The following is a 17,707-nucleotide window of genomic DNA, read 5'->3' as shown; positions in this document are numbered from 1 at the left end:
ATATTTTATCTATTTTTACATGATTATATTCAAAATATACAATATATTATCTGTTATTATTTTACCATCAGTCAATATACAAATCAATAAAAATGTAACCCGACCCATTCTCACTATGACCTCTGCAATCTCCATTTGCCTGCAGACACATATCAATTTTTTCATTAAAAAAGACCACCGTTTCCACAAATCGCTCTGTGAAAACAGCAGTCTTTTCCTGAATGGTCAATGCTCCCCATTTGTCTCATATACATACAGGGAGAATCGATCCCCATTTATGATCTGAATTCCCGCATACAATGGCTCATTCTCCTGATCGTATGCTGTACTTCTAACGAACATCAGATAATCGCCCTTTCGGACTTCGAGTAATTTTGCTTCCTCCTGTGTTGCTCTGCAAAGCTCGATCAGTTTTTCCGAGCTTGTAACCTGCATTCCTGCTTTCTCTTTTAAATAATCAAAAAGGGAATTATCCTCAAACTGAGCTTCTAACAGGAAGGCATATTTTAACGGAAAATAGTTTTTTTCAATTACGACCGGTTCTGAATCCGCGAATCTCAGACGTGATATAAAGATCACTTTACTGCCCGTCTCAATTCCAAGCCTTGCCGCAATCTTTTCATCTGCATCCACAATTTTATTTTCCAGCATATGTGCCCCCGGCACGACGCCCATCTGCTCACACATCTCACTGAAGCTCTGGAGACGTTTGATATTTCTGGAAAACTTTGGCTTTGTTACGAAGGTTCCCTTTCCCTGTTTCCGAACAACAAGTCCTTTTTCCATGAGGGAACCGATTGCTTTTCTCACGGTGATCAGACTGACACCATACGTCTTTGCCATCTCTGATTCCGTCATGATCTTATCTCCCGGTTTATATCTTCCGCTTTTGATATCCTTTTCCACTGTATCCATAAGCTGAACATATAACGGAGTCATCGCATCCTGCTTTAACATTCATTTTCCCCCACTGTCTAAATTCTTTTCAATACTATTTTAATAACAGCTCAGACAAATAGCAAGGACAATTTTCTTTCCAGAGCAGGTCCAGAGCAGGTTCCCTGTTCGATCCACAGATTTTTACAGGCAGTCACCAGGCTCCGGCTCCTCAAACGGAACACCGTATCCAAAAGCGCCTCTCACCATACATGTCTTTGCAGCGAATTCAGCTCCCTTTTCCATTGCTGTCTCAATTTTTTCTCCATCTGAAAGGGAGAGTAAAAAGGCAGTTGTAAATGAATCTCCGGCTCCCAATGTATCGATTGCAGCAACAGTCTTCGGGATCTGTCTGTAATACTTCTTTCCGTCAAAAGCGAGGGATCCGCGTTTTCCCATGGTTGCTACTGCAATTTTACAGCCTTCTGATACAAAGCGCTTACATGCTGCCTTTGCGGTCTCCTCATCAATTTCTCCGCAGGAGAAAAATGCGTAATCAATAACAGGCGCGATCTCTTTTAAATAATATTCCTCATTCCAGTGACCGGAAAAATCATAAGAAACCGGAATTCCTGTTTCTCTTACTTTTTTTAACTGTGAATCAAAGTGACCATTATTGCTGGTATGAACAAGGGAAAATTCCCTGATATAGGAAATATCCTCCGGCTTCAGATCCAGCGGATGCTCATTTACGATCCCTCCGCGGTTGCTCATGATAAACTGTCTGTCACCATTTTCGAGCCGGACTTTTGCGTATCCATTCTCACCGTCATATTGCCTGCATCTGGAATGATCGACCCCGATCTCATCAAGAACAGAAATAATGTGTTCTGCCACTCTGTCATTTCCAAAAACGCCGAGGTACGCAGACTGCGCCCCCAGCATTTTTGCATATACAGAAAAGTTCATGGCCTGACCACCCGGATACATGATCTTTGCAGGATAATACTGATCACATACATTATCTCCGATGCCAATTACCTTTATCATTAATACTCAACCTTCCACATATATCTTCTTTCATCCATCGAATGACCTGTTTTTTCTGCCAGCTGAGATACATAATACCGCTCAATCGGGATCATGACAACCGGATTGAAGAATTCCGCAACAGAAGGATCGATTTTTCCTCCATTCAGCTTTTCAAAATCAATGATAATAAAGTTCTCAGCATATGTATTCAGGAACTTCAGGCATCTCTCATCGAGCGCTCTTGTACGTCCCTCACTCATTAACAGGATCATCGGGAGCTTCTTATCGGTTGTCTCAAACGGTCCATGGAAGTACTCACCTGTGTGCAGGCATACCGCATGTCTCCACTGCATCTCCATAAAGTGACAGCAGCACATGGAATATGCAACTCCATAGTTCGGACCGGATGCAAGGACATAGAAGACCGGCTCATGTTCGACTTTTTCTGCCCATGCCTGTGCAGCCGGAAGACAATTTTTCTTTCCCTCTGAAACGATCTCATCAATATACTGATACGCTTCCATTGCTTTGTCATATTTATCCCAGTTTTCAAACTGATGGAGAACCTCAAAGCCGATACGGAGCGCATTTGCCTGATTGGAATCGCTGTAATCCTGATGATCTCCGTTTGAATATGTCACAACATACTGACCGACCTTTGCCATACCGGTCTGCATATTTCCCGTCATGGCAATTGTGATTGCTCCCGCTGCATTTGCTGTTTCGACAGCTTTTACAGTCTCCGGTGTAGCCTTAAGAGAACAGATGACTGCGATACATCTCTCGTCTAATTCTTTCGGGGTCGCATGTACAAACTCATTGCTGGTATAGGTTGTTGCACTGAAATTTTTTGCTTCTGACTGGATCAGGTAGAGTCCCGGGAAAATAGCTGCCTTTGATCCACCGCAGGCAACAAAATACATATGCTTTAATCCGCCTCGCTGGTCCATCTTTTCCTTAATTTCCGCAATGATCTGTTTTACTTCCATAGTTGATTTCCTCCTCTGCGCATTTTTCGCATGTTATATTTTTACAATGTTTACTGATACAGAAAGCAGGCAACGCTTCTCTTTGTTCCATCGTCTCCCGTGATCTCTGTTAATTCCGGACGACTCTGTCTGCATTGGTCTGTTGCCATCGGACATCTTGTACTGAACAGACATCCTGCCGGCGGATTTAACGGACTCGGCAATTCTCCCTGAAGAATCACCTCGTCCCGCTTCGCGTGGATGTCCGGAACCGGAATTGCTGACAGCAATGCTTTTGTATACGGGTGAAGAGGTTTCCCATAGAGCTCCCTCTTTCCTGCATATTCCATGATGCGCCCCAAATACATGACCGCCACCTTGTCGCAGAGATACTCCACTACGCTCAAGTCATGAGAAATGAAAATGTACGTTAAATTTCTTTCTTTATGAAGGTCCTTTAACAGATTCAGCACCTGTGATCGAACTGACACATCCAGCGCCGATACCGGCTCATCACAAATGACAAGTTCCGGATCGTTGATCAGGGCTCTTGCGATCACAACTCTCTGTCTCTGTCCGCCAGACATTTCATGCGGATATTTTTCAAGATATTTATCACTGAGACCGACCTCCTGCAGGATCTTCCTGACCTTTTCCAGTTTTTCTTCTTTCGTATATTTTCCCGCCACATCTAACGGTGCCATAACGGATTGAACAATTTTTTTCTTTGGATTTAAGGACGCATACGGATCCTGAAAAATAATCTGAATTTTTTCCCTCAGCGGACGCATCTGGCGTTCGTTATAATTTGTAATATCTTCTCCATGGAACAGGATCTGTCCTCCGGTTATCTCATGAAGCTTTAAAATGGACTTTCCTAACGTTGATTTTCCACAGCCTGATTCGCCTACAAGGCCTACGATTTCTCCCTGATTGATCTTCAGGTTAATGGAATCCACCGCTTTTACTGTAATTTCCTTTCCATGTACTTTTTTTACCGGAAAATATTTCTTTACATCCCGGATTTCCAATAAAGGGGTCTCCATTATTCCACCTCCCTGCTATCCTGTATCTCGGGATCCATAAACCGGAAGCATCGTACAAAATGTCCTGCTTCTCCCTGCATTCCCGGGTCTTCTTTTTTGCACTGCTCCGTTGCATATGGACATCGCGTAGAAAATCTGCAGCCTTCCGGCATCTCATCCAGACCCGGAACCGTCCCGTCGATCGTAAACAGATGATCTTCCTGACCACTTCCAAGCTTTGGAATCGATTTCAGCAAGCCCACCGTATATGGATGCATCGGATGATCAAAGATATCTTCTGCGGTTCCATATTCCACGGATTTTCCCGCATACATGACCATGACATGATCTGCCATTTCTGCCACCACACCCATATCATGTGTGATCAAAATCACCGATGTGTCTGACTCCTCCGCAAGCTTCTTTAAGATTCTGAGGATCTGGGCCTGAATCGTCACATCCAGAGCCGTTGTCGGTTCATCTGCGATTAAAAGCTTTGGCTGGCAGAGCAATGCCATTGCGATCATTACCCTCTGTCTCATGCCACCGGACATCTGATGTGGAAATTCCCTGATCCGCTGCTCCGGAGAAGGGATCCCCACTCTGGCAAGCATTTCAATACACTGCTTTAATGCTTCCTTTTTCGGTATCTCACGATGATGGGTCCTGATCATCTCTAACATCTGATCTCCGATCCTGTATACCGGATTCAGAGACGACATCGGTTCCTGAAAGATCATGGAAATCTCATTTCCCCGCACCTTTCTCATTCTGGCTTCTGATGCCTTTGACAGATCTTCCCCTTCAAACAGGATCTGGCTGTTTTCATCGATTTCGCAGACAGAAGGAGATACCAGACGCATAATTGAAGTGGCCGTGACGCTTTTTCCGCAGCCTGACTCTCCAACAATCCCGATCACCTTTCCCCGGTCCAGTGAAAAAGTAACATTATCCACTGCTGTCAGCTTCTTTTTTCCTACTTTAAAGGAAACCTTCAGATTTTTAACTTCCAGCAAATGTTCATCCATCTGCTCCCCTCCTGTCATCATCCTTCTAAATTTGTGACAAACCCGTCACCGGTTTCTGATCATTCTTTTACAGACCATTTCCAGACAGCCTGGTTATTGACTCCGCCTTCGAATGCGTTATATCCCTGGAATCTCTCTGACTGAACTCCGAAAATATATCCGTTGTAGAGCATTACCAACGGCATCTCATCCCAAAGAAGCTGCTGATATTCGTTTACCAGTTCTTTTTTCTTTGCTTCGTCTGTTTCAGCAGCGATCTTATCCTGAAGCTCTGCGTATGCGGTATCTGTGATCTGGCAGTATGTCGCATTCTTATTGTCATAATATCCGGACATCCAGAGCGGATAGGACATTGCTGTTGAACCGCAAATTCCAAGATCATAAGTGCCATCCTGAAGTCCTGAGAACATCGTTGCAAGCTCAACTGTCTGAACATCGATCGTAATTCCCGCCTCTGCAAGATTCTGCTGAATGATCGCTGCCATACTCTCTCTTGCGGAGGTTACTGCCATTTTAAGTTTTCTTGAAGAATCCCATCCGGCCTCTGCGAGAAGCTCTTTCGCCTTATCTACATCTCTGGACCAGGTAAGTCCACAATCATATTCCGATCCCGGGATCACACAGGTTGCCGGTGCAATGCCTTTTCCCTGCAGGTTCTGCTCGATCAGAAGATCCTTATCGATTGCATAGCTCATTGCCTGACGGATACGTTTATCGGAAACATTCTGGTTATTGATCAGGAATACGCCTACGAAGGTCGGTTCGCTTGATTCTGTCACCGTAAGTCCCATATCCTTTGCCGCAAGTGCATCATCAGTCGTTGGCTGCTGATAAAATCCATCCATCTCTCCTGCTGCAATGGATGTGATCGTATTCGTGGAAGCGATCACTTTCAGAATCAGTTTGCCAAACTGCGGTGCGCCAAGCTGATAATCCGCAAAGGATCCAAGTTCCAGCTGGCTTCCGGAAAGCTCGGAGATAAAGGTGCAGGGACCGGAACCGATCGGTGCTTTCCAGAACTCATCATCTTTCATTTTTTCAGGTGCGATATCACCAAGAAGATGTTCCGGAAGTACATAGAAATACTTGTTATGAAGGATCAGCCAATCCTCGACCGGGGTAACATTCTTAAAAGAAATCTTCAATGTATAGTCATCAACAGCCTCAACTCCGACTGATTTTTCAGCCGTTTCAAGACCATTCTCATCGGTTCCTGCCCATGTGTTGAACTCACTTCTGAGTCCGTAATCAAATTTCGGATTTGTGATCAGCTGTGCGGTAAATACCCAGTCCTTTGCGGTTACCGGCTGACCGTCATGCCATTTTGCATTTTCATCTAAGTGAAAGATCGCAGCTTTTCCATCATCTGCAGATTCCCATGATTTGGCCGCTCTCGGTGATACCCCGGAACCGGCTTCCTCAATAAATGCAAGGCGGTCGTACAGCTTGTCGCAGACCAGATTCTGATAGATCGATCCGGATGTAGATCCGTAAGGATTAACGGTATCCCATGCAGTCGTCAAACCGTATGTAATGACCTTATCGGAATAATCTCCCGTCTTATCCGTCGCCGTTGACGCTGCTGTTGTTCCTTCCGCTGCAGATGCAGCCGCTGTTGTCTCATTTCCGGAGCTGCCTCCGCAGCCGGCGAGAAGTCCTGTTGCCATGGCTGCCGCAAGCATCCACGCTGCAATTTTTTTACCTGATCTCATAATGATCCTCCTTTAAATTTTTTGATATATACTGCCCTATTTTGTTTTTGGATCAAGGGCATCTCGTACACCTTCTCCGATAAAATTAAATCCCACAACAACGAGAATGATGCAGATTCCCGGTGGGAACCACACCCACGGACGTGCCGTCAATACAAGAAGATTCTGCGCTGCAAATATGATATTTCCCCAGGATGCCTGTGGTGTCTGGACACCCATTCCGAGAAAGCTTAACGAGGATTCTGTTAAAATTGCGCCTGCTACCCGGAATGAAATATTTGCCCATACCGGAGGGATCGCATTTGGCAGTACCTCTGAAAGCAGAATCTTTGGAGTACTCATTCCAATCGCTTTTGTTGCCTGAATATATTCACGTTCCCGGATCGATAACACATTTCCGTAAATCAGCTTTGCTATTGCAGTCCAGCCCAATACTCCGATCACCACCGTGACCGTAAGGATCGACGGTCCGAACACCGCAACGAGAACAAGGATCAGGACCATCGTCGGGAATGACATAAATGCATCTGCGACACGCATGATGACAGTTTCTGCAATTCCTCTGAAATAACCGGCGATCAGTCCTAACGGAATTCCGATCAAAACTGAAATGATCGTAGACATGATTCCGACAAACAGTGAGATTCTTCCTCCATATAAAAGCCTTGCGAACAGATCTCTTCCCACATCATCCGTGCCCAGAGGGTGACCGGAACATGGGGCTTTGTTGAATCCTACCGCCCGGTCAGTCGTATATGGGTCGAGCTTCATGAATATCGGGATCAGGATGACTGCCAAAACAAGAAAGCAGACAATGATAAGGCCTAAAACAGCTTTCCGGTTATGCATAAATTTTTTTACTGCTTGATTACTTAATATTTTTTTCATGCCCTGGTGCCCTCCTATTTAAATTTAATTCGCGGATCCAACGCAGCATAGATCAGATCCAGAATCAGATTTACAACGAGAACAACGACACAGATCAAAACAGCGACTCCCATGATCACCGGATAATCACGACTTGTGATTGCAGTGATCATCAGGCTTCCGATCCCCGGCCAGGCAAATATCTGTTCTGTCACAACAGCACCTCCGATCAGAAACGGGACGGAAAGGCTTAGGGTTGTAACGATCGGAATCAGTGAATTGCGAAATGCATGTTTGATCACAATGACGACATTTCTAAGTCCTTTTGATCTTGCTGTTTTTATGTACTCCTCATTCAAAACCTCAAGAACACTCGATTTTGTCTGTTTGATATAATTTCCGATTGGCTGGATTCCACACACGAACGCCGGAAGTGCCAAATGATAGAGAAGATCCTTCCAATCACCACCAGTTCCTGCCGAATACATGCCGCTCGTCGGGAACAATTTCATTTTTACAGCCAATACATAGATCAGAAGAAGACTTAAAAAGAAGTTTGGCACCGATGCTCCGATAAAAGCAACAAATGTACTGATATGATCCCATATCGAGTTCGGTTTACAGGCAGAAACCACTCCAAGCGGAATTCCTATGATGATTGCACCAATAATACCGGTTCCCGTGAGCAGTAATGATGGGATGATACGCTGTCCGATCATCATGCTGACTGCCTGGGAGGTACGGTATGATGTTCCAAGATTTCCATGCAGCAGGTCTGCCAGCCACAGAAAATACCGGACAAGAACCGGCTTATCAAGTCCCAGTGAAGCTTTCAGCGCTTCCAGATCGCTGAGTGACATTTCTCCGGATGCAGCCAAAATTGAAAGAGGTCCCCCGGGAGCAAGATTGATCAGCAAATACACCGTAAATGTAATTCCAAGAAACACAGGTATTGCATAAAAAAGTCTTTTTATAACATATTTTATCAATCAGATTCTCTCCCTTCGGCTTATTGTTTTTTTAACATATCTTTTAGAATTGCCAGATGAAGCTTTACACATGGTTCAACGGATCCGATATATCCGTACTCTTTCTCACTATGGTCATTCGCTCCATGCGGTCCCATTCCATCCATAACGATCGCATTTCCACATCTGGAAAGATGGTTCGCATCAGACAGTCCTCCACGATCTTTTTCCTCAAACGGAATTCCCTGTTCTTCAGCAACTTTTCTGACCCGTTCGATATACTTTTTTGCTTCCTCTGTTTTTACAAACGGCGGAGTTTCCTTCTGCATCGCGATCGTCGTTTTCACACCGGGAACAAACGGCTGTCCTTTTGTTATTTTATTTACATATTCTTTCAAACGGATTCTTTCACTGTCATCCCAGAATCTCATTTCAACACTGATTTTTGCATGATCTGCAACTACATTTCTGGCTGTACCGCCATTTGCGACACCAACATTTACCGTTGTATCTTTTTCTCTGTCCGCCAGATTCATTAATTCCACAATGTAATGTCCCATTTCAAGAACCGCTGACGCGTTTTCTACTTCAAACATAAAGCCCGCATGAGCCGCCTGACCTTGAAACTCAATATCATACGTCAGGGAACCTTTTCTCGCAAAGCAATGACGGGTTCCATTTTTTCCGGCAGATTCCATGACAAAAATGTGATCTGCCTGACAGCCGATTCGATCCGTAATCTCTTTTGAGTAGATCGACCCGATCTCTTCATCCGGATTATAGACCATTGCGATATTCAGGCATTTCTTCTCATTTTCCGGTAAATTTGCCGCAATATGAAACATTGCGAGGTCACCGTTTTTCATATCACCCACACCCGGACCGTAATAATTTTCTCCTTCGATCCGAAATGGTCTTTTCTCTGCCGTCCCGTCCGGAAAGACAGTATCCATATGACCGATATACATCGCATCATAATGATCGGATACATGATTTGTAATAAGAAGAACCTGACGGCCTCCATCAGCAGGAATTCGTTCTACGTTCCAGCCGATCTCCTGATACCAGCCAGCCAGTTTATCTGCCACCCGGTTGATTCCGGCTACATTTCCAGAGCCGCTGTCAATGTTGACCAGCTCTTTCATCTGCTCCAAGTACAATTCCAGATTCATGTTTCCCCTCCCTTTCGCCTTCAAAATCTATTTCAAAATTCACATTTCTCATCTGAAATTCATTATATATCATATTATAACCATTTGTCAATATGTATCATTATATATCGTATTATAATTTAACTTTGTATATTATGTTCAATCAAAATCCACTGCTTTACATTTTTTTCCGTTTTTGCTATAATAATGCTACATCGTGTGGCGTTTCTGCGTAAATCCAGTTGCAGAAGCGCCACACTTTTTTTATCTCCGTGGGAGTTAGGTCTCCGACCGAGATAAATGCTCCGCAAGGATGCGCAGTGATTCTGATAGGAATACCAGAATCAAGCGCCAAGTCTCACGGGTGTTCGATTTAAATTGAAAGGAGGTGGGAAGTGAACGATAAAGAACAATTTTATAGACAGATCGTGTTGCAGAAATGCGTAAGTCCGGATTTAAAGGAGCTTACGCATTTCTTATTTTTTTAAGAAAAAGGAGATCATTATGGAAATTGGAAATCAGTTTTTGGGAACAGAGCGTATTGATAAGCTGATGCGTCAGTATGCAGTTCCCTGTATCATCTCATTGTTAGTAGGTGCATTATACAATATTGTTGATCAGATCTTTATTGCAAACGCCAGCTACCTCGGCTCTTACGGAAACGCAGCTAATACCGTTGTTTTTCCGCTGACGGTTGTTGCACTGGCTATTGCTGTTATGGTCGGTGACGGCTGCTGTGCCTTTGTCAGCATGGCGCTTGGACGGAATGAAACAGCCCGGGCAAAGCGCAGTGTCGGCAATGCGGTGGTTTTGATCATTGTAGGAAGTCTTATCCTGACCGCCGTATATCTGATCTTTGCAAACAGCATCATCGCCATGTTCGGCGGTACGGTCAATGAAGAAACTTACCGGCATTCACAGGAATATTTCTTCTATATTACTCTTGGGATTCCGTTTTATATGTTTGGTCAGGCTATGAATCCCATTATCCGTGCAGACGGGAACCCGAAATTTGCCATGATTTCCACACTGGCAGGCGCTGTTATCAACATCATTCTTGATCCGATTTTCATTTTCGGCCTTCAATGGGGCATGATGGGTGCAGCCATAGCCACAGTGATCGGTCAGGTGGTAACAGCAATTCTCGCCGTCTGGTATCTGCTGCACATGCGGATCATCAAGCCGGAAGCCGGTGACTATGCACTTTCTCCCAATATATTCGGACGGATGCTCACCCTTGGTATTACCAGCTTTCTCTCTCAGATCAGCCTTGTGGCCGCAATGGCAGCGATCAACAATATGCTCCGTAAATACGGTGCATTGGACGCTGTGTTCTCACAGGAGCAGTACGCACAGATTCCTATGGCGGTCGTCGGGATTGTAATGAAGTTTTTCCAGATCGTCATTTCTATCGTCGTCGGCATGGCTGCCGGCTGTATTCCGATCGTCGGCTATAACATGGGTGCAGAAAAGACCATGCGTGTGAGGGAGCTGTTTACCCGGCTGCTTATTTCCGAGGCTTTGGTAGGTGCAGTCGCGCTCATACTGGCGGAAGGATTCCCGCATCAGCTTATCACTATTTTCGGCGCTTCGAATGAGAGCAGCTACTATACCGATTTTGCTGTTAAGGCATTCCGTACCTATCTTTGCATGATGATCTTCGCGTGTGTCAACAAGGCATGTTTCATCTTTTTACAGGCCGTGGGCAAGGCATTGACATCTACCATGCTTTCCATGTTCCGTGAGGTAGTATTCGGAGTCGGCTTCGCATTGCTCCTTCCGGTTTTCTTCGGTCTGGACGGTGTTCTGTATTCCATGCCTGTTTCAGATATTCTGACCTTTATTATCTCAGCAGTGATTATCATAAAAACATATCATGAATTAAATGTGAAAGGAGCATAAGACGTATGAAAAACAGAGTGATTACGATCAGCCGTGAATTTGGCAGTGGTGGACGTACCATCGGAAAAAAAGTGGCAGAACAGCTGGACATCCCCTGCTATGATGCAAAGATCATTCAGGAAATGGTAAAAGAAACCGGTTTTACACCGGATTATGTAAAGGAAGCCGGTGAATATACGCCCGGCAGCTTCCTCTCATCGGCATTTTCAAACCGACTGTTCGGCCCCACGAATGAAGATATTCTGTGGGAGCATCAATATAAGATCATCACGGAGCTTGCACAAAAAGGCCCCTGCGTAATTGTTGGACGCTGCGCTGATTATATTTTACAGGATAAGGCCGACTGCCTGAAGGTCTTTATCCACGCGGATATGGATTTCCGTGCCCGTCGCATCGTCGAGGTTTATGGAGAACGGGAACAGTCTCCGGAGGAACGTCTGCGTGACAAGGATAAACGCCGTGCCGCATATCACCGGTTCTATACCGACATGAAATGGGGATATGCGCAGAATTATCATCTGACACTCAACAGCGGTGTGCTTGGAATCGATCAGTGTGTAAAAATCATTGCTTCTTTATATTAGACAGATCCTCCGCGCTGCATTTCATCACAAATAAGAATCAGGATATAAAATTCCCTTTTCGGATCCGGAAAGGGAATTTTGTATCTATCCGCGCAGATAAGTGCTATAATATAATACTAAGATTATGCGGTCCGAAGTCCGACGCAGGCTTGCCCGGAGGAATGCTTTTGACCCTGGGCCCCAAAAAGATATGATTCAAGTCGGAGATCTGACTCCCACTGAGACAAATTTGCTGTTACTCACCACTAAAAAATGCGGGCGTCTTCCCGACCGAGATAAAAGAATCAATAAATAAAGAAGAAAGTGATGGATAAAAAATGCAGACGTATACTTATGTTTCCAAGGGAAAATTTGAATTAATAGAAAAACCGAAGCCGGTTCTTATAGATGAACGGGATGCCATTGTAAAGGTAACGCTCGCCAGCATCTGCTCAAGTGACCTGCACATTAAACACGGAAGCGTCCCCCGCGCTGTGCCGGGTATAACCGTCGGACATGAAATGGTCGGTATTGTTGAAGATGTCGGCAGCGCCGTAACGAATGTGAAGCCCGGTGACAGAGTCACGGTAAACGTGGAAACCTTCTGCGGGGAATGTTTTTTCTGCAGGCATGGTTATGTAAACAACTGCACCGATCAGAATGGCGGCTGGGCTCTCGGATGCCGGATCGATGGCGGACAGGCAGAATATGTTCGTGTGCCGTTTGCAGATCAGGGGTTAAATAAAATCCCGGATCATGTTACAGACCGTCAGGCATTGCTGGTCGGAGATGTTCTTGCCACCGGTTTCTGGGCAGCTCGTATTTCTGAGATCAAAGAGGAGGATACGGTATTGATCATCGGAGCCGGACCTACGGGCATCTGTACGCTGCTCTGTGTCATGCTGAAGAATCCGAAACGTATCATCGTCTGTGAAAAAGACGAAGGCCGTATCCGCTTTATCCATGAGCACTATCCGGAAATCCTTACCGTATCACCCGAAGCTTGTGCAGATTATGTTCGTGACAACAGTGACCATGGCGGAGCAGATGTCGTTCTCGAAGTCGCAGGAGCCGAATCCACGTTTCGCCTTGCATGGGAATGTGCAAGACCAAATGCGGTCGTGACGGTCGTTGCTCTTTATGACAAGGCTCAGACACTGCCGCTGCCGGATATGTACGGCAAGAACCTCACGTTCAAGACCGGCGGTGTAGACGGCTGCAATTGTGAGGAAATACTGCGGCTGATCGCAGAGGGCAGACTGAATACGGAACCGCTCATCACACATACATATCCGTTAGACAGGATCGAAGAAGCATACACCCTCTTTGAAAATAAGATGGACGGTGTGATCAAGGTAGCCATCGAGTGTTAATACGATTCCCAATCCCGGTTCCTGGACACTGTATTTAAATTGTCTTCCCGGCAACCGATTCCGTTTCTCTATAATAACACAGTCCGCTGCATCCATACGGAAACAACATTCGCTTCATGTCCCTGATATATTCCTCTTTCGTATCCACATGCTCAAGGATATCCAGAGCTATCTTCAGGTTCCGGATATCCTTTTCCATAAAGTCCACATAATTTCCGCGCCCCACAAGTTTTAAATGGGTGATTCCGGCCTTTCGCAGCCGATACAGTGCGCAGAGTCCACAGCCTGTCGCACCGCAGAGATAGCCATCGGAATCATATCTTCGTTCCTCATACTCTTCGTTCGGTTTATCTGCGCTTCGTTCATCATTCGCATCCTTCACTGTGCTCTCCATCCGTGAGACCAGCTTCTCCGTTTCTGAACCTTCTTCTTTTTTCTCTCTATTTCCTTTAACTTTTCCTATCTTATACGGGACCCGGCACAGATGCCCCATCTCGTCGCAGTGCAGGGAATTACAGAACGCCCCCGAAAACTGACAGAGCTCGTTCAGTGCAAATGCCTCAAATTCATATACGCCCCTGCTGCCCTTTTCCCTCTCATGCCGGATCACCGACTCCATGTCTGCGAAGCTGTTCTTCCTGTGAAAGATAAGCCGACTGACATCCAAGCGGTCAAATACATCTATCATCCTGCTGTTTACCTCTGCCGTCTCCCCACTCAGATGGATCTCACAGCGGATCCCATTATTTTTCAGGTAGATCAGCAGCGCCGGATCCGCGATAATAAAGCTTGAAAATCCAAGCTCCGTACACCGGTGAAGGACATCCGCGATCTCTGGGTACTGCTCCGGCGTATAATAAAGCGAATTAAATGTCAGATGTACCGGCTTCCCATATTTTCTCACCAGCGCCGCCAGAATCTTCAGCTCACTCTCCGCCCCGATCTGCACGTTGATGCCAAGAACCTCGCGGCGGTTTAGCGGCAGCACCGTCCCGTATCTTTTATTCCATTCATAAGGTACGTATCCGCAGAAAAACTCATCTGCCCCGGCCTCGACGTACCGCACATATTCATCGATGGATCCAAGTCCCGCCGTGATCTTCATTGTATTTCTCCTTAAACTCAGCTTCTCAACTTATGAAAGTTCGCACCTGCCACATTTCGTTTGATTTTTCGCGAGTACAATTCTAACCATCTGCTGTTTTCAATTGCATATTAGTTACAGCAAATTTACTACAATTCTATCAATTCTTTTCTCTTTCCAACCTTCCGTATCCTCCATTCCGGAAACTGTACTCTCGTCCAGCGCAAAGAGCGAATTATACCGCCCCACCATCTTCAAATGCTTTGGATACAGAAAGACTTTCTCCCTGCAATATCCCGGACACGATTCCGGCAGTTCCTGCTTTCCACGTTCTCCATTTTTACACGCAGCATACAGTGTACAATACTGGGAGGTATTCGTCTGATAAAACGGAACGTGGATGCTGTTCTTTCCTTCCGGAAATTGCTGCCTGTATCCGCAGGGCTCCCACTCGTACCGCCGGATCCCGAACGTGTCCCTCAGATACGTCCGGTAAAATTCCGCATTCAGGCTGTTCTCCCGAAAATATCCTGTCTCTCCCTGCTTGTATCCCATCCGTGGATCCTTTTTTCTTTTATTTAACAGAGTCCCCATACACGGCACAAGAACTTCTTTTTCTTCCTTCCATTCCTTCCGCTCTCTCAAAAGCTCCAGCAGACCCCAGTCGTTTACCGCGATCTCCAGAAATGTCTCCCGGTTTCTGCACCATTCTTCCAGCTCATCCAACAGTTTTTCCACCGGTTTCAGCATAAATTCCCGCAGATATGAAAATGTAACTGTCACAGCCAGACCTTCCGACTCTGCCTTTTTAAAGATCTCAAACAACTGCCGTTTTTCAGGAAACAGCAGATGGCAGAAGGCATTTCCCACATAAATCCGCTCTGGAACCGGCATTCGCTTTCCCAGCTCTTTAGCCCCATTCACATTCCAGTACCAGTCCATAAAATCGCGGAATTTCATGGATAAATATCGCTCATAAAGCTCCGGACGGTCCAATTCCACAGCAACTTCGATATTCTTCCATTCCTGCTCTTTATATTCTTTGTATTCTTTATGTTCTTTGTATTCTTTGAGTTCAAAATCTCCTGCTGCGATGCAATTTCCCCTTATACCTGACTGATTTTCGATTCGCGTTTCCTGCCTCGCCCTGTCTTCTCCTTCATCAAACCATTCTTTTTTCTGTTCAATGAAATTCTCCGCAAACTGTTCATCCTTTTTTGCCGGATACCCGGTAAGCGCCATTGCAAGCTCCCCGTCCTCGCACTCCAGCTTCAGCCGCACAAATCTATCATACCAAAGGATCAGTTTTCCAGCGCATTCCCGGTATTTCTCCTGCTCCACAAACACCGAATACTCATATACCGGAATCCCCAGTCCATCTTCCACACGCACTTCCATCTCAAAAGAACGGATCTCAACTTCCGTATACGGATCCCCGCTTTTCTTCTCCTGACTCCCTGCCTTCAGCCCGTTGAAACCATCATAAAAACAGATCCGGAATCCCTTTACTTCGCGGATCTCATGCAATGTCCGAAAACAAAATCCTTGTTTCGCAAGCTCCGTGATCCGGATCTCCTGCCCGTCTGCAAATCCCGCCACAAGTCCGAACGGGATCATAAAAACTCCGTTTATTTCTCTCTTCCCTGACACTTTTCGTTCCCCAATTCAAATCTTTTTGCAGCATCATAGCTCACGCCGCTCGTGAATTACCCACCACTTAATTTTGAAGAAATTTGAAGTGGGGGCTTCTGGGGAATCCTTGGACTCCCGTTTAAGAAGTTTGATCTTTGAGTTTCCGCCCGCTCTCAGGCGATCCTTATTCTTACAGGCGTATCCACATCGCCTCTATCATATAGAGCCCTTAGGCTCACAATGTTACATTTACGCATGATATTTAAAGCACCATTGACATCAGCGTTGATCCGCCTTCCAGAGCGGTCCTGATACAGGCCACGGCAGATCCGGCGGCCGGAAAAGACCGGTGGCACAAGTCCTGCTTCTCCATATACGGGCATTTCATCCAGATCCCAGAAGGATGCCATGGAAGTATAGCTTTCCTCCTGTTCCACGTAGCGGATCCCATTCATTTCACACAGATATTTCAGTTTCCTGCGGAGTATCCCGAACGGAATTCCCACAAAGACCTGGTTCATCTGCCTGCCAAGATCTGAGGAGCGCTGGAATGTGGTATTGTAGCCCACGATCAGGCTTCCGATATCGTTCCGGATGCAGTAGGTGACCACCTGTTTCGCTGCTTTACCCATGTAGTCACGGACCTGGTTGTTTCTCTTCCTCTGCAAAACGGCCTGACGTCTGGTTATTTTCTTTCCGTAGTGCTGCTTGTCTTTGACGCTCTGCAGGCAGGTGTTCCGCTTGTTGAACCACTGGTTGATGGATTTTAAGCGTTTCCCATCGATGAGGAAGCTTTCCCCTCTGTTGGAAACGGCCGTCATGAGATTGTCGATCCCGAAGTCGATCGCCAGTGCATGGGTTGGATTCAGATTTCTCTGAGCCGCTTCCACCTGATAGGTGTACTGGATTTCAAAGAACCTGGCGTCTGCTTTTGGGATGATACGGATCTCCTTAATGGTTTTATCTGCCAGAACCGGCGGGATGGTAATGGTGACCGGTTTATGATGCTTCTTATACGCTGCTGAGTACGGAAGGACAAACCGGTTCCCATTCAGTCTTACAAACCCGACGATCAGGGTTGCGTAGCCGTCTTTTGGAAGGTATTTGGGCAGCCTGCAGGATGAAAACGGATACTTCCCCTGCTTTGCCAGTTTCAACAGACCGAAGAAAGACTTAAAAGATCCATCCACTTCCTTAAGGATCTGCTGGGCCATGTTGGAATTCAGCAGCCGATAGTTTTCGGAAGTCTTTAAGATGGCGTAGTTTTTCTCATATGGAAGATACCGGCTATGTTCAAAGTAATGCTGCCGTACCTGGTAGATGGCCTGGTTGGTCAGGTTTTTGGCTGTGCGGCATAATTCCCGTAGAATGAGGAATTCATCTTTGGACAGATGCTTTAGCTGCTGGCATACGGTCAAATACAAAACGGTTCCTCCTTTCCTAATTGGTGCAGAACATATGTTCTGTGTTAATTATAGCACATGGTTTCACAAAAGGGAAGAGAAAGAATTGTAATTGCTTACCGT

At 45.7% G+C, this 17,707-nt stretch carries 15 protein-coding genes; 3 read left to right on the top strand and 12 right to left on the bottom strand.

The genetic code is table 11. From position 1 onward, the window contains the following. Positions 1-225 precede the first annotated feature (225 nt). The 9 genes from FN001_RS03950 to FN001_RS03910 form a co-directional block, all read right to left on the bottom strand. Positions 226-957, bottom strand: a complete 732-nt coding sequence (locus tag FN001_RS03950) for a GntR family transcriptional regulator (RefSeq protein WP_015555131.1) — start codon at positions 955-957, stop codon at positions 226-228. A 123-nt stretch (positions 958-1,080) separates the two neighbouring features. After that, positions 1,081-1,926 (bottom strand): fructoselysine 6-kinase, encoded by an 846-nt coding sequence (locus FN001_RS03945; protein ID WP_142410892.1) that lies wholly within the window; start codon positions 1,924-1,926, stop codon positions 1,081-1,083. Next, a complete protein-coding gene (locus FN001_RS03940) occupies positions 1,926-2,897 on the bottom strand; it encodes a phosphoheptose isomerase family protein (RefSeq protein WP_117566320.1) in 972 nt (323 codons plus the stop codon). Before FN001_RS03940 ends, FN001_RS03945 begins: the two co-directional genes overlap by 1 nt. 50 nt (positions 2,898-2,947) lie before the next feature. Further along, entirely contained in the window at positions 2,948-3,922 is a 975-nt protein-coding gene (locus tag FN001_RS03935; RefSeq protein ID WP_142410891.1) for an ABC transporter ATP-binding protein, read from the bottom strand. After that, positions 3,922-4,929, bottom strand: a complete 1,008-nt coding sequence (locus FN001_RS03930) for an ABC transporter ATP-binding protein (protein WP_142410890.1) — start codon at positions 4,927-4,929, stop codon at positions 3,922-3,924. The genes FN001_RS03935 and FN001_RS03930 overlap by 1 nt, the downstream gene beginning before the upstream one ends. A gap of 59 nt (positions 4,930-4,988) precedes the next feature. Next, on the bottom strand, positions 4,989-6,641 hold the full coding sequence (locus FN001_RS03925; protein ID WP_118606978.1) for an ABC transporter substrate-binding protein: 1,653 nt from the start codon (positions 6,639-6,641) through the stop codon (positions 4,989-4,991). A gap of 36 nt (positions 6,642-6,677) precedes the next feature. Further along, positions 6,678-7,529, bottom strand: coding sequence for an ABC transporter permease (locus FN001_RS03920; RefSeq protein ID WP_015555137.1), 852 nt, complete (start codon positions 7,527-7,529; stop codon positions 6,678-6,680). Between the two features lie 14 nt (positions 7,530-7,543). Then, complete coding sequence (locus FN001_RS03915; RefSeq protein WP_118651901.1) at positions 7,544-8,497, bottom strand: ABC transporter permease; 954 nt, start codon at positions 8,495-8,497, stop codon at positions 7,544-7,546. Between the two features lie 20 nt (positions 8,498-8,517). After that, complete coding sequence (locus tag FN001_RS03910) at positions 8,518-9,648, bottom strand: M20 family metallopeptidase (RefSeq protein ID WP_142410889.1); 1,131 nt, start codon at positions 9,646-9,648, stop codon at positions 8,518-8,520. Positions 9,649-10,131: 483 nt separating this feature from the next. Here FN001_RS03910 and FN001_RS03905 point away from each other — a divergent pair, with 483 nt between their 5' ends. From FN001_RS03905 to FN001_RS03895, 3 genes are all read left to right on the top strand, one after another. Further along, positions 10,132-11,529, top strand: a complete 1,398-nt coding sequence (locus FN001_RS03905; RefSeq protein WP_142410888.1) for an MATE family efflux transporter — start codon at positions 10,132-10,134, stop codon at positions 11,527-11,529. 5 nt (positions 11,530-11,534) lie between these two features. Further along, complete coding sequence (locus FN001_RS03900; RefSeq protein ID WP_142410887.1) at positions 11,535-12,113, top strand: cytidylate kinase-like family protein; 579 nt, start codon at positions 11,535-11,537, stop codon at positions 12,111-12,113. Positions 12,114-12,430: 317 nt separating this feature from the next. Then, positions 12,431-13,465, top strand: a complete 1,035-nt coding sequence (locus tag FN001_RS03895) for an alcohol dehydrogenase (RefSeq protein ID WP_142410886.1) — start codon at positions 12,431-12,433, stop codon at positions 13,463-13,465. Positions 13,466-13,499: 34 nt separating this feature from the next. On the opposite strand, the gene FN001_RS03890 is transcribed toward FN001_RS03895, so the two are convergent. The 3 genes from FN001_RS03890 to FN001_RS03880 all read right to left on the bottom strand — a co-directional run bounded on the left by FN001_RS03890 (position 13,500) and on the right by FN001_RS03880 (position 17,605). Beyond that, positions 13,500-14,570 carry a U32 family peptidase gene (locus tag FN001_RS03890; RefSeq protein ID WP_142410885.1) on the bottom strand — a complete coding sequence of 357 codons (1,071 nt, stop codon included), beginning with the start codon at positions 14,568-14,570 and terminating at the stop codon, positions 13,500-13,502. A gap of 114 nt (positions 14,571-14,684) precedes the next feature. Continuing rightward, on the bottom strand, positions 14,685-16,199 hold the full coding sequence (locus tag FN001_RS03885; RefSeq protein ID WP_142410884.1) for a hypothetical protein: 1,515 nt from the start codon (positions 16,197-16,199) through the stop codon (positions 14,685-14,687). 155 nt (positions 16,200-16,354) lie between these two features. Beyond that, positions 16,355-17,605, bottom strand: a complete 1,251-nt coding sequence (locus FN001_RS03880) for an RNA-guided endonuclease TnpB family protein (protein ID WP_142410883.1) — start codon at positions 17,603-17,605, stop codon at positions 16,355-16,357. Between the last annotated feature and the right edge of the window lie 102 nt (positions 17,606-17,707).

This window comes from Clostridium sp. Marseille-P7770, from assembly GCF_902143525.1.
In the GTDB taxonomy this organism is placed as follows: domain Bacteria; phylum Bacillota; class Clostridia; order Lachnospirales; family Lachnospiraceae; genus Pilosibacter.
The sequence above is the reverse complement of the archived record's forward strand: the minus strand, read 5'-3'. Positions and strand labels throughout refer to the sequence as shown.

What these genes read in the sequence shown, in the direction of transcription:
- FN001_RS03950 (WP_015555131.1), bottom strand. Translation starts at nt 957, where the DNA reads ATGTTAAAGCAGGATGCGATGACTCCGTTATATGTTCAGCTTATGGAT.
- FN001_RS03945 (WP_142410892.1), bottom strand. Translation starts at nt 1,926, where the DNA reads ATGATAAAGGTAATTGGCATCGGAGATAATGTATGTGATCAGTATTAT.
- FN001_RS03940 (WP_117566320.1), bottom strand. Translation starts at nt 2,897, where the DNA reads ATGGAAGTAAAACAGATCATTGCGGAAATTAAGGAAAAGATGGACCAG.
- FN001_RS03935 (WP_142410891.1), bottom strand. Translation starts at nt 3,922, where the DNA reads ATGGAGACCCCTTTATTGGAAATCCGGGATGTAAAGAAATATTTTCCG.
- FN001_RS03930 (WP_142410890.1), bottom strand. Translation starts at nt 4,929, where the DNA reads ATGGATGAACATTTGCTGGAAGTTAAAAATCTGAAGGTTTCCTTTAAA.
- FN001_RS03925 (WP_118606978.1), bottom strand. Translation starts at nt 6,641, where the DNA reads ATGAGATCAGGTAAAAAAATTGCAGCGTGGATGCTTGCGGCAGCCATG.
- FN001_RS03920 (WP_015555137.1), bottom strand. Translation starts at nt 7,529, where the DNA reads ATGAAAAAAATATTAAGTAATCAAGCAGTAAAAAAATTTATGCATAAC.
- FN001_RS03910 (WP_142410889.1), bottom strand. Translation starts at nt 9,648, where the DNA reads ATGAATCTGGAATTGTACTTGGAGCAGATGAAAGAGCTGGTCAACATT.
- FN001_RS03905 (WP_142410888.1), top strand. Translation starts at nt 10,132, where the DNA reads ATGGAAATTGGAAATCAGTTTTTGGGAACAGAGCGTATTGATAAGCTG.
- FN001_RS03900 (WP_142410887.1), top strand. Translation starts at nt 11,535, where the DNA reads ATGAAAAACAGAGTGATTACGATCAGCCGTGAATTTGGCAGTGGTGGA.
- FN001_RS03895 (WP_142410886.1), top strand. Translation starts at nt 12,431, where the DNA reads ATGCAGACGTATACTTATGTTTCCAAGGGAAAATTTGAATTAATAGAA.
- FN001_RS03890 (WP_142410885.1), bottom strand. Translation starts at nt 14,570, where the DNA reads ATGAAGATCACGGCGGGACTTGGATCCATCGATGAATATGTGCGGTAC.